This is a genomic window from Bradyrhizobium sp. AZCC 1678 (genome assembly GCF_036924765.1).
Classification (GTDB): Bacteria; Pseudomonadota; Alphaproteobacteria; order Rhizobiales; family Xanthobacteraceae; genus Bradyrhizobium; species Bradyrhizobium algeriense.
This window is the reverse complement of sequence record NZ_JAZHSE010000001.1, coordinates 3,550,995-3,571,490: the sequence shown is the minus strand read 5'-3', so window position 1 is coordinate 3,571,490 and position 20,496 is coordinate 3,550,995. Positions and strand designations below refer to the sequence as shown.

At 63.8% G+C, this 20,496-nt stretch carries 19 protein-coding genes and 1 pseudogene; 8 read left to right on the top strand and 12 right to left on the bottom strand.

Annotated features, from left to right (window positions below):
- Positions 1-36: 36 nt before the first annotated feature.
- From fdh3B to V1294_RS16775, 9 genes are all read right to left on the bottom strand, one after another.
- Positions 37-633, bottom strand: coding sequence for a formate dehydrogenase FDH3 subunit beta (fdh3B, locus tag V1294_RS16815; protein WP_028348819.1), 597 nt, complete (start codon positions 631-633; stop codon positions 37-39).
- Positions 634-646: 13 nt separating this feature from the next.
- Positions 647-3,613, bottom strand: a complete 2,967-nt coding sequence (locus tag V1294_RS16810; protein ID WP_334498716.1) for a formate dehydrogenase subunit alpha — start codon at positions 3,611-3,613, stop codon at positions 647-649.
- A gap of 13 nt (positions 3,614-3,626) precedes the next feature.
- Positions 3,627-3,842: a hypothetical protein gene (locus V1294_RS16805; protein ID WP_334498714.1), complete on the bottom strand. Its 216-nt coding sequence runs from the start codon at positions 3,840-3,842 to the stop codon at positions 3,627-3,629.
- 33 nt (positions 3,843-3,875) lie between these two features.
- The gene (locus tag V1294_RS16800; protein ID WP_334498712.1) at positions 3,876-4,664 is read right to left on the bottom strand and encodes a molecular chaperone TorD family protein; all 789 of its coding nucleotides are present in this window, start codon (positions 4,662-4,664) and stop codon (positions 3,876-3,878) included.
- A 131-nt stretch (positions 4,665-4,795) separates the two neighbouring features.
- On the bottom strand, positions 4,796-5,500 hold the full coding sequence (locus V1294_RS16795) for a DUF3306 domain-containing protein (RefSeq protein ID WP_334498711.1): 705 nt from the start codon (positions 5,498-5,500) through the stop codon (positions 4,796-4,798).
- Positions 5,497-6,009, bottom strand: a complete 513-nt coding sequence (locus V1294_RS16790) for a DUF3305 domain-containing protein (protein ID WP_334498709.1) — start codon at positions 6,007-6,009, stop codon at positions 5,497-5,499. The genes V1294_RS16795 and V1294_RS16790 overlap by 4 nt, the downstream gene beginning before the upstream one ends.
- Before the next feature lie 28 nt (positions 6,010-6,037).
- Positions 6,038-7,060, bottom strand: coding sequence for a DUF6352 family protein (locus V1294_RS16785; RefSeq protein WP_334498707.1), 1,023 nt, complete (start codon positions 7,058-7,060; stop codon positions 6,038-6,040).
- On the bottom strand, positions 7,057-7,632 hold the full coding sequence (locus V1294_RS16780; RefSeq protein WP_334498705.1) for a DUF6505 family protein: 576 nt from the start codon (positions 7,630-7,632) through the stop codon (positions 7,057-7,059). Before V1294_RS16780 ends, V1294_RS16785 begins: the two co-directional genes overlap by 4 nt.
- 7 nt (positions 7,633-7,639) lie before the next feature.
- Positions 7,640-8,374, bottom strand: a complete 735-nt coding sequence (locus V1294_RS16775; RefSeq protein WP_442895450.1) for a biotin/lipoate--protein ligase family protein — start codon at positions 8,372-8,374, stop codon at positions 7,640-7,642.
- A 188-nt stretch (positions 8,375-8,562) separates the two neighbouring features.
- Between V1294_RS16775 and V1294_RS16770 the strand changes: the two genes are divergently transcribed.
- Both V1294_RS16770 and V1294_RS16765 read left to right on the top strand, forming a co-directional pair.
- Positions 8,563-10,599, top strand: a complete 2,037-nt coding sequence (locus V1294_RS16770) for a 4Fe-4S binding protein (RefSeq protein ID WP_334498700.1) — start codon at positions 8,563-8,565, stop codon at positions 10,597-10,599.
- Positions 10,600-10,606: 7 nt separating this feature from the next.
- A complete protein-coding gene (locus tag V1294_RS16765) occupies positions 10,607-11,458 on the top strand; it encodes an Mrp/NBP35 family ATP-binding protein (protein ID WP_442895345.1) in 852 nt (283 codons plus the stop codon).
- A 15-nt stretch (positions 11,459-11,473) separates the two neighbouring features.
- Here V1294_RS16765 and V1294_RS16760 read toward each other — a convergent pair whose 3' ends face one another.
- The 3 genes from V1294_RS16760 to V1294_RS16750 form a co-directional block, all read right to left on the bottom strand.
- Positions 11,474-11,695 (bottom strand): hypothetical protein, encoded by a 222-nt coding sequence (locus V1294_RS16760; RefSeq protein WP_334498698.1) that lies wholly within the window; start codon positions 11,693-11,695, stop codon positions 11,474-11,476.
- Positions 11,696-11,756: 61 nt separating this feature from the next.
- Positions 11,757-12,782 (bottom strand): histone deacetylase family protein, encoded by a 1,026-nt coding sequence (locus tag V1294_RS16755; protein ID WP_334498696.1) that lies wholly within the window; start codon positions 12,780-12,782, stop codon positions 11,757-11,759.
- Positions 12,779-13,525, bottom strand: a complete 747-nt coding sequence (locus V1294_RS16750) for a GntR family transcriptional regulator (RefSeq protein ID WP_334498693.1) — start codon at positions 13,523-13,525, stop codon at positions 12,779-12,781. Before V1294_RS16750 ends, V1294_RS16755 begins: the two co-directional genes overlap by 4 nt.
- 119 nt (positions 13,526-13,644) lie before the next feature.
- On the opposite strand from V1294_RS16750, the gene V1294_RS16745 reads away from it, so the two are divergent.
- The 6 genes and pseudogenes from V1294_RS16745 to V1294_RS16720 all read left to right on the top strand — a co-directional run bounded on the left by V1294_RS16745 (position 13,645) and on the right by V1294_RS16720 (position 20,491).
- On the top strand, positions 13,645-14,436 hold the full coding sequence (locus V1294_RS16745) for a class II aldolase/adducin family protein (protein ID WP_108512952.1): 792 nt from the start codon (positions 13,645-13,647) through the stop codon (positions 14,434-14,436).
- Between the two features lie 58 nt (positions 14,437-14,494).
- Positions 14,495-16,048 carry an ABC transporter substrate-binding protein gene (locus tag V1294_RS16740; protein ID WP_334498692.1) on the top strand — a complete coding sequence of 518 codons (1,554 nt, stop codon included), beginning with the start codon at positions 14,495-14,497 and terminating at the stop codon, positions 16,046-16,048.
- A 73-nt stretch (positions 16,049-16,121) separates the two neighbouring features.
- Positions 16,122-17,093 (top strand): ABC transporter permease, encoded by a 972-nt coding sequence (locus V1294_RS16735; protein ID WP_334498691.1) that lies wholly within the window; start codon positions 16,122-16,124, stop codon positions 17,091-17,093.
- Positions 17,090-17,929, top strand: a complete 840-nt coding sequence (locus V1294_RS16730; RefSeq protein ID WP_334498689.1) for an ABC transporter permease — start codon at positions 17,090-17,092, stop codon at positions 17,927-17,929. The genes V1294_RS16735 and V1294_RS16730 overlap by 4 nt, the downstream gene beginning before the upstream one ends.
- Before the next feature lie 2 nt (positions 17,930-17,931).
- Positions 17,932-19,540, top strand: a pseudogene (locus tag V1294_RS16725) (ABC transporter ATP-binding protein).
- Positions 19,541-19,555: 15 nt separating this feature from the next.
- The gene (locus V1294_RS16720; protein WP_334498687.1) at positions 19,556-20,491 is read left to right on the top strand and encodes a 2-hydroxyacid dehydrogenase; all 936 of its coding nucleotides are present in this window, start codon (positions 19,556-19,558) and stop codon (positions 20,489-20,491) included.
- Positions 20,492-20,496 lie beyond the last annotated feature (5 nt).

Genomic DNA, 20,496 nt, shown 5'->3' with positions numbered 1-20,496 from the left:
CTGATGCCGCCGCGCCGGAGCGCGACAGCCGTTCTATCAGCCGGTCGGTGAATCGCTGTAGGCGGTCTTCCAGCCCCACATGCCGGAACCGTAACCGCGCTTCATCACCCGCTCCTTGTAGATCTCGGCAATGATCGCGCCGTCGCCGGCGAGCAGCGACTTGGTCGAGCACATCTCGGCGCAGATCGGCAGCTTGCCTTCGGCCAGACGATTGGCGCCGTATTTGGCGTATTCGGCCGGCGTGGAGTCGGCTTCCGGCCCGCCCGCGCAATAGGTGCACTTGTCCATCTTGCCGCGCGATCCGAAGTTGCCGACTTTCGGATATTGCGGCGCGCCGAACGGACAGGCGTAGAAGCAGTAACCGCAGCCGATGCAGAGATCCTTGGAGTGCAGCACCACGCCGTCGGCGGTGGTGTAGAAGCACGACACCGGGCAGACCGCGGCGCACGGCGCATCGGTGCAGTGCATGCAGGCCATCGAGACCGAGCGTTCGCCGGGCTTGCCGTCATTGATGGTGACGACGCGGCGGCGATTGATGCCCCACGGCACTTCATGTTCGTTCTTGCAGGCGGTCACGCAGGCGTTGCACTCAATGCAACGGTCAGCATCACAAAGAAATTTGACGCGAGCCATGTCTATTCTCCTCTCACGCCGATTGGATCTGGCACAGGGTCACCTTGCCCTCGTGCATGCCGGTGACCGGGTCGTAGCCGTAGGACGTGATCGTGTTGACGCTTTCGCCCAGCACGATCGGGTCTGATCCCTTCGGATACTTGCCGCGCTGGTCGACGCCCTGGAACCAGCCGGAGAAGTGGAACGGCATGAATGCCACTCCCTTGCCGACGCGGTCGGTGACGAGCGCCTTGACGCGGGCCTTCGAGCTGTTTTCCGGACCGAACACCCAGACCCAGCCGCCGTCCTTGATGCCGCGCTCGGCGGCATCCGATGTGTTGACCTCGACGAACATGTCCTGCTGCAATTCGGCAAGCCATTTGTTCGATCGGGTTTCCTCGCCGCCGCCTTCGTATTCCACGAGGCGTCCCGAGGTCAGGATGATCGGGAATTGCTTGGCCAGCCCCTTGTCCACCGCCGCCTTCTGAACGGAGAAGCCGAGATTGGGCATGCGGAACTGGCGCCCGTCCGGACGCGTCGGATACTTCGCGACGAGATCGGGCCGCGCCGTGTAGATCGGCTCGCGATGCACCGGCACCGGATCAGGCAGATTCCACGCGACCGCGCGGGCCTTGCCGTTGCCATACGCCATCACGCCACGCTCCAGCGTGACGCGGATGATGCCGCCGGACAGATCGACGGCCCAACCGACGCCATCGGGATTGTTGCCGCCGATCTTGTTGATGGTGGCCAGTTCGTCCGCGGTGAGATCCTTGTCCCAACCGAGCTTCTTGAGCACGCCGTAGGTGAACTCAGGATAGCCGTCGGTCAGCTCCGAACCCTTGCTGTAGGAGCCTTCGGCCAAAAGATTGACGTTCTTCACCGAACCGTCCGGCTGCTTCTCTTCGTAGACCACGCCGAAGCGGGCGCGGAACGTGCCGCCGCCATCCTTCACATGAAGGTTGGTGTTGTAGAGCGTGTGCGTTCCCGGATGCTTGATCTGCGGCGTGCCCCAGCACGGCCACGGCAGGCCATAATAGTCGCCGCCGATCTCGGGCTCGTCGGCCTTGGCGCGTAGCGTCACCAGATCGAACTTGCCCTGGTTCTTCATGTGCGCCTTCAGCCGTTCCGGCGACTGGCCGGAATAGCCGGTCGAGAAGCCGCCGCGATTGATTTCCCGCAGCAAGTCTTCCGGCGACGGACGGTTGTTTTCGACCTTAATGTTCTTGAACATCCTGTCGGCGAAGCCGAGCTTCGTCGACAGCCGGTAGATGATCTCATAGTCGTCCTTCGATTCGAAGATCGGCTTGACGATCTGCTCACCCCACTGCAGCGAGCGGTTGGAGGCCGTGCGCGAGCCGGAGGTTTCGAACTGGGTGCAGGCGGGCAACAGGTAGGTGCCGTTCTTGCGGTCCGAGATCGCGGCGAACGTGGTCGGATGCGGATCGGCAACCACGAGCAGCTCGAGCTTTTCGAGGCCCTTCACCATCTCCGTCATGCGCGGCACGGTATTGCCGCCGTGCCCCATGATGACCACGCCCTTGACGGCATCGCGCTGGTCGACGTCATCAGGGTTGGCAAGCGTCGCATCGAACCAGCGGGTCCACGGGATGCCCGGCAGTTCCATGTTCTGCTTGCGGGTGCGCGCCGGACGGCCCGCCTTCGCCGGGACTTCGTCGAAGCGCGACTGCAGATAATCGTATTCGACTTCCCAGACGCGCGCCCAATGCTTCCAGGCGCCTTCGACCAGGCCGTAATAGAGCGGCAGCGTCACGATATCGAGGCCGATATCGGTCGCGCCCTGCACGTTGCAATGGCCACGGAAGATGTTAGCGCCATTGCCGAAGGAGCCAACGTTGCCCGTCGCCAGCAATAAGTTGCAATAGGCGCGGACGTTTGCGGTGCCGACAGTGTGCTGGGTGCCGCCCATGCACCAGACAAAGGCCGCTGGCTTCTGCTTGGCAAAAGTCTCGGCGACCTTCTTCAACTGCTCGCCGGGAATTCCGGTAACACGCTCGACCTCTTCGGGGGTCCACTTCGCGACTTCGGCGCGGATCTGGTCCATGCCGTAGACGCGTTGCTTAATGAATTCCTTGTCTTCCCAGCCATTGTTGAAGATGTGGTGCAGCATGCCCCAGATGACGGCGATATCGGTGCCGCCACGGAACCTCACATATTCGGTGGCATGCGCCGCGGTGCGGGTGAAGCGCGGGTCCAGCACGAACACGTTGGCACGATTGAGCTCCTTGCCGGAGAGGATGTGCTGCAGCGAAACCGGGTGCGCCTCGGCGGCGTTCGATCCCATGAAGACGATGGTCTTCGAGTTGCGCATGTCATTGTAGGAATTCGTCATCGCGCCGTAGCCCCAGGTATTGGCGACGCCGGCGACGGTGGTGGAATGGCAGATGCGGGCCTGGTGATCGATCGAATTGGTGCCCCAGAATGCCGCGAACTTGCGGAACAGATATCCGCCCTCGTTGGAGAATTTCGCGGAGCCGAGCAGATAGACGGAATCGGCGCCTGACTTGGCGCGGATTTCCATCATCTTGTCGCCGATCTCGTTGATCGCCTGATCCCACGAGATCTTCTGCCACTCGCCATTGACCAGCTTCATCGGATATTTCAGCCGGCGGTCGCCATGGACCAGTTCACGCACCGCAGCGCCCTTGGCGCAATGCGAGCCGCGATTGATCGGGCTGTCCCAGGCCGGCTCCTGGCCGACCCAGACGCCGTTTTGCACTTCGGCAATCACGGTGCAGCCGACCGAACAATGCGTGCAGATATTCTTCCTGATTTCCGTCGGTGCGCCGACCTTCTCAGGCCCGGCCTGCGCCTTGCGCACTGAGCCGAGCGGCATCAGGCCGATCGCAGCACCTGCACCCGCCGCCAGACCGGACCGCCGCAGGAACGTACGGCGGTCGAGAACGCCTGACGCGAGGCCGGCGGCGATACCCTGCAAACGCGCCCTGCCCGCGGATCCGTCTTTTCGCTTCATCAACATGTGCGTGGTCCCATCAATAGCGGTTGACGCGATAGAAATTCTTGACGTGATCGGTTTCCTTGTAGCGCGCCTTGACGCGCTCGGCCTGCGACTCGTCCGCCACAGCCTCGCCGCCAGTCAACGGCACAATGGCTGCTGCTGCGACCGCCGAACCGCCCATCAGAAACAGGCTGCGCCGATCCACCCCGGTGGCCCGAGACTTGCCCTTGCTGTCAGATGGTTTGCTCATTGCGATCTCCCGTTTTCGCGTTGCCTATCGCCGTCACTCGGACAGCGTGAAGGCCTCCGATTCCAATTCCATGAAGACACGGCCGACGCGGCCGACGGCGCGGTAGAAGCGCGCCGATTGCGACATTTCCAGATCGGCGAACATCCGCGCCGCCCACGGCTTGAGATGCCGTTCGAAAAAGCGCGCCTGTTCGGCGAACTCAGCCTCGAAGTCGCCGCGTGCGAGGCCGGCCATGACTTCGAGCAAAATAGCGATGTGATCTTCCGGCTCGCGCGAGGTGCCCGCGCGCTCGATCCCGAGCTCGCGCAGATCCTCGCGCACCCGCGCCAGTGGACGCTCGTGAAGAAAGCCGGTCAGATAGTAGGAGGCATAGGGAAGCAGTTCGCCGCGGCCGAGCCCGATGAAGAGATCGAAGAACTCCTTGCTGACGGCACGGTCGTCTGTCGCGGCAGCAGCGGCGGCGAGTTCCACATGCGCCATGCCGAGTTCGGAACCGTCGCCCTTCAGCGTTGCAACGCGCTTGAGCGTCTCGGCATCGGGCGCCTTGCCGAGCAGCAGCGACAGCAGGCCGTATTCCGCGGCGCGCAGTTGATCGATCTCGTCGATTTCGGGCTTCGACGTCACCTGGTCCTCGGACTGTCCATAGAGATCGGGACGAAGAACGAATCGATTGATCCGCGTCAGCGCTTCGACGGCGAGAACCCGCTCGGCGGGAATGCGCGACCACGCCGAGACGGAGGGCTGCGCAATGCCTATCCCTCGCGCCAGCGATGCAACGCCACCCGCTGCCCTGATTGCTAGTTCCAGACCGGTGTCACGCATGGTGCTACCGATTTCTCCCCCGCCCACTCGCGCCCCACCCGTGTCCCTCGGGCGTACAAACTTAGAACTGGAATTATTCCAAGCTGGGAATCTGTATCATAGGCTTTGCCTATTTCCGCAAATACTTTTGTCTAAACAATCGGTTTCGCGGTGCCATGACGTCGCACGGGCTGCTGCGGTGCAGCAGGCTTTGCCGGTTGGAACCCGTCGGTCTGCGTGGGTTCCGCGGTACCGCCTTCGGCCTTTGAAACGGCTTCCGTTTCCGCCGCCGGCTCATCGGACCGTCCGAGAGGCTGCGCCGCAAGATCTTCCTGCGCTTTTGCCGACAGATCGCGTTCGGCCGGCTCTACCGGCGAGCGTGCCGTCTCATCGCCGGAATTTACGTCAAAATTTATCGGTTCGGCAGCGGATTCGCCCATGATCTGCGACACCAGCCGCGCCACATCGACACCTGCGCCGAGTTCGCCGCCGCCGGGCACCCCGCCCGGGGTATTCCAGTCATAGGCGTATTCGAGTGCTGGATTGACGTAATTGCGAATCGCGGGATCCAGCGCCCAGGATTTTTGCAAAGCCGCATTCCGCAAATGTTCGGGAACGCCTTTGCGAAGAAATGCTGACATGTCGGTGCTGGCAGTCAGGTCCTCGAGCTTTGGCAAGGTTGAGAGATCGAATTCCGGCGTGACGTCTTCGCCTTGCGGTGCGGGCGAGCCTGACGATTCGACGCTTTCGGCAGCCGGCGCGTCCGGCTGCGGCTCCGGCTGTTTTGCCTCCTGCTTGCGCTGCGACCATCGCGCCAGAAAGCCCTTGTCACGATCGGCTTCGTCCGGACCACTCATGTGCGTCCCGTTCCCTCATCCGGCCGGCCGCCCGGCACGCGCGGCCGATCGCCGCTCGCGCGATCCCGCTTGCGCTTGTGGAACACGCGCTCGACATGGAACCGATCGACAAAGGCGGCAATCCACGACGCGATCTCGGGCGGCATCGGCACGGTACCGATCACGTCGCAGCCGCTTTCGAACATCGCCTCCCCTTCGGTCGGGTCGGCCGTTACTTTGGTCAGCTCTAGCTCGGCGCCGCCGTCCTGACGGCGCAATGCCACCCAGATGCGCGGCGCGCCATCGGCAAGGTTATCGCGATAATTCGCCGTTTCCGCGCTGAACAGATCGACGCTCGCCGAGCCCGCGTAATAGGTCGTCGCATCGGCCTCGGTGGATAGCGCAGTCCACGGCGCCGTTGACGGCACCTCGTCCAAAATCATCGCCGGCGACCACAACTGGTCGATCCAGGGATTGTCGATCGAACGGCGTCGCACCACCACGCCGACCTCGCGGGATGCTTCAGTCATTGCTATTCCCGATCCTCCCTTCGGTGGATCATGTGACATTCGCGGCCGCCGCAAGCGGCAACCCCGCAACCAGATTTTGCGGCTTTAATCTCACCACCTTGTCCGCGCCCATGGCGAGGATGAGATAGACCGGCTTGTCGCCAACGCGCTCATCCACCAGCCGCGCATCTTCGAAGCCCAGGCGCATCAAGGCCACGATCCGCTCGGCAACGCCGCCCTCCAGCCGCTCGCCGCGCCACAGCGCATTGCCGATCCGCGTCGCGTCGCTGTCGAGGCCGACGAACCAGCGCCAGTCGCGATCCTCGATCGAGGCGATGGTTTCGACGCTGACGGTAATGCCGAGCAAGTGGCCGATCCATCGCTCGATGACCCGGCACAGCCCGGCGCGCGCCTTGGCATTGCCGCCGAGATTCATGGCCATCGCGTGCGCGTCCGATCGCGACCAGTAGGTCCAGGCGTTTTCGTCGTCCATCACGTCCATCTCGCCAAAGGACTTCGGCTGTTGCAGCATGGCCGTGAGCGGCGATGAATGCAGGTCGTGCTGGGCATGCTGCTCCGCCTCGATCACCTCCGCATCGGCCAGCAGCAGCGTGCCGTCGTGAACGGCGGCCAGTTGGCTGCGATAGAACAGCTCCGCTGCGCGCAATATATAAGGATCCTCGCAGCCTTCGAGTGCGTTGCGCAGGATCAGGTGGCACAGTTGCGACAGAAAGATCGGCGGCAGGTCGCCGGCCCCTTTTCGGGCCAGCGCGACATAAACCGCCTCCAGCGACGGCGCCGCCATCAGCCGGTCGCGGAAATTCATCATGAAGGACCAGTTTTCGCGCGCGTCGGCATCGGCAAGCCGGGAGATGTCCGTGCCCGACACCGGGCGCAGCGGATCGGCCATCAGGCTCGCATGCAGATCGCGCTCGGCCTCGCAGGCATCCGCCGGCGGCATCAATTCGGGCCGCGCCAGATAGGCCATGATGAGTTCAGGCGTCGCCACCAGCCCGCCGTGATCGGCGCGGCGCGTGAGGTGATGGCCCGAGGCGACCCAGAATTCTCTCATGTGCGATCCGTCGTCCTGGCGTCGGTCCTGATCAGCCCGAGAAGATCAACTTCTTCGGCAGGTTCGAGATCGCCTTCGACCTCATGAAAGGTAAAGGCGCTGGCATGCGCGTGCAACCGGTCGGCATCTGCGGCAACCGGGCGCGGCTTGAGGGTACGAAAGCGTTCGCGGATTTCGCCGTTTTCGACGCTGCGCTGCACGGCGAGCAGTGTCTGCGGCGGATGTTCGCACAGCGAGCCTGCGAACGCGATCTCCTCCTCGGCGGCAAGGCGCGCTGCCTCGACGTCTGGCGCCCCGAATTTCTCCATCAACTGCCCTGCGAGCCGCTCGATCATCGCCTCCCGCTCCGCTTCGGTGGCTTCGGTGACGATGGCAAGCGTCGACCAACCGAGACTGTCGATCCCTAGAAACCCCGAACGCAGCGCCACGCGCTGCTTCTGGCCGAGCGTCGTCGGATCCCGGTTCCAGAACACGAACGCGCCGGAAACCGCCCATTCGCCGGGTTCGGCTGCCCGCTCGAAGACGAACGTATCCGATGGGTCCAGCCTGATGGTTCGCGGAAATTTCAACATGTCCGCCTCATCCGAATTTCGGACCGCGCGCCTGCGGATCATACCAAGCCGCGCGTCCAAGCGCATCCTTAAGACTGCTCCGTTCCGGCGTTCCGCTACCGGCCGGCATGCTGACCAGAAGATCGCCGTTGACGTCGATGCCCCGGCGCTCGCCGGCCTTGCGCTTGGGAAGCCGTTCCAGATAGTCCCGCGCAATCGCCTCGAAGCCGCGCTCTTTCCAGCGGTCGAAGGCGGTCATCAGGTGGCGGCTGAAGCTCTCGATGATCGCATCGGTATCGACCATCTCGAAACCTTCGCTCAGCAAGGACACGCCCGAGGCCGCCTGCACCTCCGGGACATGCGCCATGTCGGCCGCGCGCAGGATCACGCCGAAAACGAGCCATGCGGGTATGTCGTCTTCGGTGCATTCGGCCGGCCAGCCCAGCCTTGCGCCACCGAGCAGCCCCGCGTCGAACCTGATGGCGTCAGGCCAGTCGAACGTAACCTCCCGCTCCGGCGGACAATGGGCGGCAATCGCGTCCCCCAGCGCGTTCATGCCGGCAAAGAACGCCCGCCGCGCCGAGCGGAGCGGTTCGTCGGGTTCGAGCACCACCGCGAACTCGACCAGATCGTAGCGGCGCACCCATACCAGCGTTCCAGCCCCCGCCTCGGCCGCGATCTCGCGAGCATGGGCGAAGGCGTCGCCGAGCTCGCGCAACGCGACCAAAGTATAACCGGGTGGCAAATCGAGCGTCTGTTCCATATCTGTTGGACGAACGATCACGAGCGGCTAATCCCTAATTGCTCCACGAGCCGCGGGTGTATGCTATTACGCGCAGGTTGGCCACGCGAGCGGCCTTTGTATCTTGCAGATATCCGTCCGAGCGGTTACCGCAGAACCGTAGGATGAAGCAACAACCCGTTGATGCTCCGGGTCCAAGGTATTTCAAAATGAGTGCGGCGGCGTCTCGCCTCCTGATTTGCAGTTGCGAGAAGACCATGCCGCTCGATGCGGCAGCGATCGGTCGTGGCTGCACGGCCAAGGTCACGCAGGCTAACCAGCTCTGCGGCCTCGACCTCGACCGCTTCAAGGAAGCGCTCGCCGATGGCGCGCCGATCACGGTTGCCTGCACCCAGGAAGCCCCGCTGTTCCGGGAAGTGGCGGAGAACTCGCCGCAGGCCGAGCTTACCTTCGTCAACATCCGCGAGACCGGCGGTTGGTCGAAGGATGCCGCGGCAGCCGGTCCGAAAGCAGCCGCACTGATTGCTGCCGCGGGCGAAGACATGCCGCCGATCTCGCTGGTGACGCTCGAGAGCAGCGGCGTTGCACTGATCTATGGCCGCGACGAGATTGCCATCGAGGCGGCGCAGCGTCTCGCCGACCGCTTGGACATCACCGTGCTTCTGACCAGGCCCGGCGACGTCGTCCCGCGCCGCACGAACGAATTTCCCGTGCTCAAGGGCACGATCCGCAATGCAAGCGGACATCTCGGGCATTTCGAGCTTGCGATCGACGATTACGCGCTGCCCTCTCCCTCTTCGCGCGCAAAGCTCGTATTCGGGCCTTCGCGCAACGGCGCCACTTCCACCTGCGATCTCATCCTCGATCTCTCGGGCGGCACACCGCTGTTTCCCGCGCATGAACTGCGCCCCGGCTATCTGCGCGCCGATCCGCGCGACAAAGCCGCCGTCGCGCGCGCGATCGCGGATGCCGGCGGCCTGGTCGGAACCTTCGACAAGCCGCGCTTTGTCAATTTTGAGCCGTCGCTGTGCGCGCATTCGCGCTCGTCCATCACCGGATGCACACGCTGTCTCGATCTGTGTCCGACCGGCGCGATCACGCCGAACGGGAACGCAGTCGCGATCGATGCCAATGTGTGCGCAGGCTGCGGCTCTTGCGCATCCGTATGCCCGACCGGCGCGGCCTCCTACGCGCTACCAAGCGCGGACGCCCTGATGCGCCGGCTGCGGACGCTGCTGCAGACTTACCGCAAGGCTGGCGGAAGCGACGCCGTGGTATTGTTCCACGACGGCGAGCACGGCGAGGACATCATTGATGCCCTGGCGCGGTTCGGCGAAGGCTTGCCGGCCAATGTACTGCCGCTGCGCGTCAACGAAGTAACCCAGGTCGGTCCGGAACTCCTCGCGTCCGTCTTTGCCTATGGCGGCAGCGGCGTCGCGCTGCTCACGCGTGCAAAACCCCGGCACGACATCACGGCACTCCGCCGCGCGGTCGAGACTTCGGATCGAATCGTTGGCGCGCTGGGTTTCGGCACCAACATCATTCAGATCATCGAAACCGACGATCCGGACCAACTGCGCGCCATGCTGGATGCCGCCCCTCGCGGGGTCGCCACACAAAAGCCGGCCGGCTTCATGCCGCGGGGCGCGAAACGCGGCGTGCTCGAAACAACGTTTCGCGAGCTTCATCTCGCCGCGCCCACGCCGGTCGATGTCGTACCGCTGGCGCCGGGCGCGCCCTTCGGCACCGTGAAGCTGGATGTCGACGGCTGCACGCTGTGCCATGCCTGCGTCACCGCCTGCCCGACGGGCGCGCTATCCGACAACCCTGACCGCGCGATGCTGCGGTTCACCGAAAGCCTCTGCGTGCAATGCGGGCTCTGCGAATCCACCTGCCCCGAGAAGGTCATCAGCATCGAACCGCGCCTCGACTTCCAGGCCTGGAATGCGCCGCTGCGCGTGCTGAAGGAAGAAGAACCGTTCAACTGCATCGCCTGCGGCAAACCGTTCGGCACCAAGAGTTCGATCGACCGCGTGCTCGCAAAACTCGGCGAAAAACACTGGATGTTCCAGGGCGCCAATGCCAGGCGGCTCGACGTCATCAAGATGTGCGCGGATTGCCGCGTCGAAGCCGTGGTGAACGAAAGTTTCGACCCGCATGCCGCGCCGCAACGCCCGCCGGTGATGTCGACGGAAGATTATCTGCGCGCACGCAATGTGAAGAAGGACGATCCGCTTGGATCGTGAGCAGCCCGTGTCCGCCACTTCTCCAGATCTCAAGGCCCGCGCGACCTCGAAAACTGCCGGCATTCCCGGCGTCAAGCACGTCATCGCGGTCGCCTCCGGCAAGGGCGGCGTCGGCAAATCCACCACCTCCTGCAACCTCGCGCTCGGCTTTGCTGCGCTGGGACTGAAGACCGGTATCCTCGACGCCGACATTTATGGCCCGTCGCAACAAAAACTGTTCGGACTGCGCGGCAAACCGCGGCAGCTCGGCCCGCGCATGCTGGAACCGATGGAGCGTTTTGGCGTCAAGGTGATGTCGATCGGCTTTCTGGTCGAGGAAGACAACGCCATGATCTGGCGCGGACCGATGGTGATCTCGGCGATCACACAGATGCTCCGCGAGGTGGCATGGGATGACCTCGATATTCTCGTCGTCGACCTGCCGCCCGGCACCGGCGACGCGCAGCTCACCATGGCGCAGCAGGCGCCGCTGGCCGGCGCGATCATCGTCTCGACGCCGCAGGACATCGCCCTGATCGACGCGCGGCGCGGCATCGCGATGTTTCAGAAGGTCAGCATTCCGATCCTGGGCCTGATCGAAAACATGTCGAGCTTCTGCTGCCCGACCTGCAACCACGTCACACCGATCTTCGGCCACGGCGGCGCGCGGACGGAAGCCGAAAACCGCGGCATTCCCTATCTCGGCGAGATCCCGCTCGATATCCAGATCCGCCAGACCTCCGACGATGGCCGTCCGATCGTCGCCGTTGAGCCCGACGGCGTCCATGCGAAGCACTATATCGGCATGGCACGCGAGATCTGGACCACGATCGTCACCGGCGCGGCGCACCGGCCGCCGCCGCGCATCGTCATCGAATAGAGGCGGCCCGGCGACTCATGGGCTCATAAAGATCGCACTGATCTGCTCGGCGCCGCTGACAAGCCCAAGCGCGTGCAGTTCATCGCGGTGCAGATCGACAACGAGAATCGCCAGGATCGCGAAAAGAGCCGTGGCGACGACCACAAGAAATCGCGCGGCCGATGTATCAGTTGCCTCGCCTTGCGCGGCTGTCCGATCCCAGAGCGGTGCCATGAGCGCCAGCAAGGCATAGAGCATTGCGACCTCTTTTCTTGCGTCGTGCTCAGGCAGCGTAGTCTGGCCCTTGACCAATGTCGAGCTAACGGGCCTCTTCGAAGCCGCCGAGTGCCGCGGTAAGATTGGCGCCGAGGATATCCGAGAGATAACCGCCCTCCTGGACGAAAACAGTCGGAAGGCCCAATCGGGCGATCGCGGCGCCGATGCGCCGGAAGCCGGCCGTCGTCACCGCAAGGCCGGCGAGCGGATCGTGCTCGGAGGCATCGAGACCGAGCGCCACCACGAGGGCGCCGGGCGCAAACGCGCGGATGGTTTTTTCCGCCTCGCCCATCGCCTTTATGTAGTCGTCGTCCCCGGTGCCCCTCGGCAGCGGAATGTTCATATTGGCGCCGAGGCCGGGGCCGGCGCCGCGCTCATGCGCATATCCCCACACATAGGGATAGAAGAAGACGGGATCGGCATGGATCGAAACCGTGAGCACGTCGGGGCGTTCGTAGAAGATGCCTTGCGTGCCGTTGCCATGATGCACATCGACATCGAGAATCGCGACTCGCTCGTGCTTCAGTTTAAGTTGAGCCGCCGCGACTGCACTGTTGTTAAGAAAGCAGAATCCGCCCGCGAGATCGCTGTAGGCATGATGACCGGGCGGCCGGCAGAGCGCGTAGGCCGCGCCTTCACCGTCCATCACGAACTGGGCAGCCGTGGTGGCAACATCGGTCGCCGCACAGGCCGCAGCCCAGGTGCCGGGACCGATCGGGCACGCCGTGTCGGCCGCGTGCCAGCCAAGGCGGCCGACAATATGCGTCGGGTAAGTGGCGGCATTGCGGACCGGATGCACATTGGCAATCATCTCAGGGCCTGAATCGCCGAGCGCGCTCCAAGCATCCCATGCTTCCTCGAGGAAACGAAGATATTCGGGACTATGTACTCGCGCTCGAGGTCCCTGACCGAAAACAGTCGGCGCGATCAAATCGTGCTTGCCGGCTTTTAATCCGGCCAGCAAACGATCGGCCCGCTCCGGCTGCTCGGTGGTGCGCTGGACCACGCCGCGCACCAGGAAGAATTGCGGATCGTGGCTGCGATGCAGTTCGGTATAGACGGCCTTCACACGGTTACTCCGTTGGTTGGAATTAGAATCCCGCTCGGGGATGCAGCATTGCCGGCGGCCGGCGTAAGCTCCCGCACCAGTTTGCCGACCTCGCGCCAGGCGTGACCGATATGGTGATCGACATGCGCGGTGATGCGTTCGGGGTGTCCGGCTTCGATGGCCGCAAGCAGCGGCTCGTGCGTCCGCGCGATCTCATGCGGATCGTCGTACAGGCGGCCGATCAGCCCGATCACCATGCGCAGCTCCGCCGCGAGATCATCGAACAGCCGTAGCAGGCGACTGTTGTCCGCGATTTCGAAGATCAGCCGGTGAAAGCGATAATCCTCTTCCACCTGGCGTGCCGGGTCGTCGAGATCGGCGGTCTTGTGCAGAATATCGAGTTGCCGCCGCAAGGCGTCGCGCGCGTCGTTCGTCAGATTCCGCGCCGCCAGCACGCCGGCGTGGCGCTCAATGCAAAGCCGCAGATCATAGATCTCGTCGATGTTTTTGATTTCGAGCTTGCGCACGAAAAAGCCGTGGCGCGGCTTCGCCACCAGCAGCCCCTGCTTCTCCAATAGCCGCGCCGCTTCCCGTACCGGCGCGCGGCTGATGCCTAATTCGCGGGCAATGCCCGCTTCCACCACTTTTGAACCGGGCGGCAGGCGGCCCTGAACGACGGCCTGGGTCAGGATGCGAGCCACCTGGCCGACCAGATCGCTGTCCGCAACTGCCGGTAATCCAACAGGAAGAGACATAGGTCGCATTGGCTAAACCCGCGTCAGTCTGTGTATATTTTTTAGTCGTCGATTGTCGACAGTTTAGTCTTGCCCTAATGTCATACCCCACGCAAGCTGAAAACGTTGAACGTGGGCAGAAGGCAGAAATGACAAGTGCAGCGCAAAACACCGCAAAGGCATGGCCGGCGGCGGTGGAAGACCAAACCCTCCAAATCCGGATCGACCTCGCGGCGGCCTACCGGCTGATCCACCGGCTTGGTCTCGACGACAGCATCTACACCCACATCTCGGCCCGGCTTCCGGGCCGGCAAGACCGCTTTCTCATCAACCCCTACGGCCTTCGCTTCGAGGAAGTCACGGCGTCCAACCTGGTGACGGTCGACCTCGACGGCAACGTCATCGATGACCCCATGGGCCTCGGCATCAACCCGGCCGGCTTCACGATTCACAGCGCGATCCATGCCGCGCGGCATGACGCGATCTGCGTCCTGCACACGCACACAGTGGCCGGCATCGCCGTTGCCAGCCAGAAGCGGGGCCTGCTGCCGCTCAATCAATGGTCGCTGCAATTTACCGACTGCCTCGCCTATCACGACTACGAAGGCATCGCGCTCGATCTCGATGAGCGTTCGCGCCTTGTCGCCGATCTCGGCGACAAGTTCGTGATGGTGCTGCGCAACCACGGCATGCTGACCTGCGGGCGCTCCGTCGCCGAGGCCTTCAAGCTGATGCACAATCTGGAACGCTCCTGCCGCGCCCAGCTCGCCGTGCAGTCGTCCGGCGCCGAGATCATCGAGCTGTCGGCTGCAGTGGCCCGCAAGACGGCCGGCCAATACGCCAGCTTCTACGACGCAATCGAAACCAATGGCGTGCCCGACAGCGAATGGGCCGCCTTCAAGCGGATGCTTGAACGTACCGATCCGGATTTTGCGAACTGACAAACGCAACGCTCAACCCGGTAGCGCACCGGCCAGCTTTTTTGAACGAGGTAAAGTAATGTCCAAACGAAAATTATTGATGAGCTTTGCCGCCCTTTGCATGCTGAGCACCGCAGCAGTGGCCGAGGGACCGAAGGCAGGCGGCGTTGTCAATGCCGTGATTCAACCGGAGCCGCCGAGCCTCATGGTCGGCCTGGTCCAGAACGGCCCGACGCAGATGGTGGCCGGCAACATCTATGAAGGCCTGCTGCGCTACAGTTCCAAGCTGGATCCCCTGCCCGGCCTCGCCGAGAGCTGGACGGTCAGCGAGGACGGCAAGACCTACACGTTCAAACTGGTGAAGGGCGTGACCTGGCATGACGGCAAGCCGTTCACGGCAGCAGACGTCCTGTTCTCGATCGAATTCCTCAAGCAGACCCACGCGCGCGCCCGCGGCAATCTGGTGCAGCTCGACAAGGTCGAGGCGCCGGATGACTCGACGGTCGTCTTCACGCTGAAGCAGCCGTTCGGCCCCTTCATCGGCATCTTCGAGGTCGGCTCGCTGCCGATGATTCCGAAGCACATCTATGAAGGCACCGATTTCAAAACCAACCCGGCCAACAACACGCCTGTTGGTACCGGCCCCTTCATGTTCAAGGAATGGCAGAAGGGCTCGTTCATCCGCCTGGTCAAGAATCCGAACTACCACGTCAAGGGCAAACCCAATATCGATGAGATCTATTGGCACGTGATTCCCGACGCGGCCGCGCGTTCGGTGGCCTACGAAACCGGCAAGGTCGACGTGCTGCCCGGCGGCTCGGTGGAAAATTTCGACGTGCCGCGCCTGAGCAAGCTCAAGAACACCTGCGTCACCGGTGCGGGCTGGGAGTTCTTCAGCCCGCATTCCTGGCTCTGGCTCAACAATCGCTCCGGACCGACCGCGAACAAGAAGTTCCGCCAGGCGCTGATGTTTGCAATCGATCGCAACATGGCCAAGGACGTGGTCTGGAACGGCCTCGGCAAGGTCGCAACCGGCCCGTCGGGTTCGGCGATCAAGTACTACACAAGCGCCGTGCCGAAATACGATTACGATCCGGCCAAGGCAAAGGCGCTGCTCAAGGAAGCCGGCTACACCGGCGAGAAGCTTCGCTTGCTGCCCTTGCCCTATGGCGAGACGTGGCAGCGCTGGGCCGAAATGGTTCGCCAGAACCTGCAGGACGTCGGGATCAACGTCGAGATGGTCGCGACCGACGTCCCCGGCTGGAACCAAAAAGTCAGCGAGTGGGACTACGACATCGCCTTTACCTATCTCTATCAGTACGGCGATCCCGCACTCGGCGTCGGTCGCAACTATATCTCCAGCCAGATCGCCAAGGGCTCGCCGTTCAACAATGCCGAAGGCTATTCGAATCCCGAGATCGACAAGCTGTTCGCCGATGGCGCGGTCGCCTTCCCCGATGCGGCGCGCGCGGAGATCTACGCCAGGGCCCAGAAGATCCTCGTCGAGGACGTGCCGGTCGCGTGGATGCTCGAGCTGCAATTCCCGACCATCACCCGCTGCAGCGTCAAGAACCTGATCACGACCGGCATCGGCGTGAACGACGGTTTCCGTGACGCATGGATCGAGAAGTAATCGCTGACCACGTCGGGCGTCAGGCCTCAGGTCTGACGTCCGGATACCGCGCCTCCAACGCAATCGATAGAACATGATTTCCTTCATCGCCCAGCGGATCGCGAAGGCCATCGTCGTCCTTCTTGCGCTCGTCGTTCTCAACTTTTTCCTGATCCGGATGGCGCCGGGCGACCCGGCGCTGGTGATGGCGGGCGAAGCCGGCGCGGGCGATCAGGTTTTCCTGGCGCAATTGCGCGAGAAGTTCGGTCTCGACCAGCCGCTGCCGGTGCAACTGTTTCTCTACGTCAAAGGCATTCTCAGCCTCGATCTCGGATTCTCGTTTCGCCAGCAGATGCCGGTCGCAACCCTGATCCTGCAGCGGCTGCCGGCGACGCTGTTGCTGACGGGGACCGCGTTTGCGATCTCGCTGGCGTTCGGCATCCTGTTCGGCGCGCTGGCGGCGCGCTTTGCCGGCACCTGGGCCGACACCGCGATCACGGTGCTGGCGCTGGTCTTCTATGCCACGCCCCTGTTCTGGGTCGCGCTGATGGCGATCCTGCTGTTTTCGGTCACGATGGATTGGCTGCCGAGCTTCGGCTACGAGACGGTCGGCGCAAACTATACCGGGCTGGCGCACGTGCTCGACGTCGCCGCCCATCTGGTCCTGCCGGCGACGACCATCGGCCTGTTCTTCATGGCCACCTATGCCCGCATGACCCGCGCCTCGATGCTTGAGGTCAGCAGACTTGATTTCGTCAAGACCGCGCGCGCCAAGGGCTTATCCGACTCTGTGATCCAGCGCCGCCACGTGCTGCGCAACGCCCTGCTGCCGGTGGTGACGCTCGCCGGACTGCAGGCCGGCACGCTGGTCGGCGGCGCTGTTCTGACCGAGACCGTGTTCGCATGGCCCGGCATCGGCCGCCTGATGTACGAGGCCCTGCTGCAGCGCGACTACAATCTGCTGCTCGGCGTCTTCGTCGTCTGCTCGGCGATGGTACTGGCCTTCAACCTGATCACGGACCTCGTCTACCGCTCCGTCGATCCCCGCATCGAGTTCGCCTCATGAGACAGGTCTGGCGAATGCTGTTGCGCAATCCCGGCGGCATGATCGGCGTCGCGATCCTGACGATTGCGATCGCGGTTGCGCTGTTTGGTCCGCTGCTGTTTCCGACTTCGCCCTGGCGCATGGTGCAGCGGCCGTTCCTGCCGCCGTTCACGATGGCCAACCTGCCGCTCGGCACCGATGCGCTCGGCCGCGACGTGATGGCGGGCATCATCTACGGCGCGCGGGTTTCTCTGCTGGTCGGCCTGATCTCGACGCTGGCCTCGCTGGCGGTCGGCATCCCGCTCGGCGCCGCGGCCGGATATTTCGGCGGCAAGATCGACGATGCGCTAATGCGGTTCACTGAATTCTTCCAGACCGTCCCGAGTTTTGCGCTGGCGATCGTGCTCGTCGCGATCATGCAACCCTCCATCGGTTCGATCGTGGCCGCCATTGCGATCGTGAGCTGGCCACCGGTGGCACGGCTGGTGCGCGGCGAAGTGCTGTCGCTGCGCACGCGCGAATATGTCCAGGCGGCCATCGTGACCGGCCAGACCAACTGGTGGATCATCTGGCGCGAGATCCTGCCCAACGCGCTGTCGCCGGTCATCGTGCTGGCCTCGCTGATGGTCGCGACCGCGATCCTGCTGGAATCCTCGCTCTCCTTCCTGGGCCTCGGCGATCCCAACCTGATGTCGTGGGGCTACATGGTCGGCGCGGGCCGCACCGTCATTCGCCAGGCCTGGTGGATCACGGTATTCCCCGGCATCGCCATCCTTGTTTCGGTGCTGGCGCTGAACCTGATCGGTGAAGGCCTCAACGACGCGCTCAACCCCCGCGTCGCCAAGGGGGGACGCTGAACATGACCGTCGTCATCAAGAACCTGAAGCTGGCGTTGCCGCCCGGCGGCGACCGCGCGCATGCGGTGGACGATGTTTCGTTCGATCTCGCCGCCGGCAAGATCCTCTGCGTGGTCGGTGAATCCGGGTCCGGCAAGTCGATGTGCGCCCACGCGCTGATGGGCCTGCTGCCTGATACGGTGAAGTCGGAGTCCGGCGAGATTCTCTTCGACGGGAAGAACCTGCTGACGCTCAGCCCGACGGAATGGTTCGCGCTGCGGGGCCGTCGCATCGCCATGGTTTTCCAGGAGCCGATGACGGCGCTCAATCCGCTGATGCGGATCGGCGACCAGATCGCCGAAATGTTCGAGGCGCATGATCTTTTGACGCCGAAGGAGCGTCGTCAAAAGGCCCTCGCCTTGATCGGCGAAGTCGGCCTGCCCGACCCCGAGCGGATCGTTCGCGCCTACCCCCATCAATTATCCGGCGGCCAGCGCCAGCGCGCCATGATCGCCATGGCGCTGGCGCTCGAACCCCGCCGTGCTGGTGGCCGACGAACCGACAACGGCGCTCGATGTCACGACGCAGGCGCAGATCCTCAAGCTGATCCGCGACCTGCAACGCCGCCGCAACATGGCCGTCATGTTCATCACCCATGATTTCGGCGTCGTCGCCGAGATTGCCGATCGCGTGGTCGTGCTTCAGCACGGCAAGGTGGTCGAGCAGGGCACCGCCGACGACGTGCTGTTGCGCGCACAGCATCCCTATACCCGCGCCTTGCTTGCCGCCGTCCCCACCCTGCAGCCACCGCCGCGGACTTCCCTGCTCGACCGCAGCAAGGCGGTGGAGGTGATCGGCCTCGGCAAGACCTACATCAGCGGCGGCGGATGGTTTCGCGCCGAACGGCGCGTAGAGGCGGCCAAGGAAGTCAGCTTCGACATTTTCCGCGGCGAGACGCTCGGTCTGGTTGGCGAATCCGGTTCGGGGAAATCGTCTGTCGCACGCCTCGTCATGCGGCTGATCGAGCCTGACGCCGGCACCGTCCGTATCGGCGACGTCGATCTCACCCGGATCAGCGGAAAGGCGCTGCGCGAACAGCGCCGCCGCATTCAGATGGTGTTCCAGGACCCGTTCGCCTCGCTCAATCCGCGCCGGAAGGTCGGCAACATCATCACGGATGGCCCGATTGCGCATGGCGTCGATCCGGCGGCGGCGCGAAAGCGCGCCGGCGAGCTGCTTAGCCTCGTCGGTCTCAATGCCGGCGCGATGGAACGCTTTCCGCATGAATTCTCCGGCGGACAGCGGCAGCGCATCGGGATAGCCCGCGCGCTGGCGCTCGACCCGGAAATCCTGGTCGCCGACGAAGCGGTCTCCGCGCTCGACGTGTCGGTTCAGGCACAGGTGCTCGACCTGCTGGAGGATCTGAAGGCCCGGCTGGGCTTGTCGATGCTGTTCATCACCCACGATTTGCGCGTGGCCGCGCAGATTTGCGACCGCATCGCTGTGATGCAGCATGGCGCGATCGTCGAACTCAAATCCGCGTCGCTGCTGTTCGCCGCTCCCGAGCATGCCTACACGCGCGAATTGCTCTCGGCGGTGCCTGGTCAGACGTCATCGTCCAAGGCGGCATGAACGGGACCACGAACGATGCGCTGTGTCCTGGTTAGCAAAAGCCTCGATCTTCGCGGCTATCTCGGCCCGCAATTCATGCGCGCCGCCGACCGTATCGAAATCATCAGCCATCCGCACGAGGGGCCGGCAATGGACGTCCGGCTGGCGGTGGCCTGGCATCCGCCGGATGACGCATTTGAGCGCTATCCAAATCTGCAGGCGGTCTGCTCGATCGGCGCCGGTGTCGACAACATTTTGGCGTGCCCCAGCCTGCGCCCCGATGTCGACGTGATCCGTGTCGTCGACCCCGCGCAGGCGCAGATGATGTCGGGCTTCGTTGCCTGGCACGTCATCGGGCATCAGCGGCGCTTTGCGACCTATCAGGCGCAGCAGCGCGAGGAACGCTGGCAGCGTCTCGCTCTGCGCCGGGCGCAGGATGTGCCGGTCGGGATTCTCGGCTTTGGCGAGATTGGCCGCAAGGTCGCCGCCGATCTGGCGTTGCTTGGTTTCCCGGTGATGGCGTGGAGCCGGACCGCAAAGCCGACACCGCAAGGCATCACCGGCTTCGACGGCGCCGCAGGTCTCGATGCCATGCTCGGCCAGACCGAGGTCCTCGTGAACCTGCTGCCGCTGACGCCGGAGACAAAGGGTATTCTCAGTCAAAGAACATTTGCCCGAATGTATCGCGGCGGCTACCTGATCCAGGTCGGCCGCGGCGAGCATCTGGTCGAAGCGGATCTGCTCGCTGCCCTGGAGGACGGCCAGCTTGCCGGCGCCGCGCTCGATGTGTTCTCGACCGAACCATTGCCGCCGCGGCATCCGTTCTGGCGACACCCCAACATCGTCGTCACGCCGCATGATGCCTGCGAAGTCAGCATGGAAGCGATCGGGGCGACGTTTCGCGCCACCGCAGAAGCGATACGCGCCGGCCGGCGACCACCGCACTCCATCGACCGCGAACGCGGCTACTGAGCGAC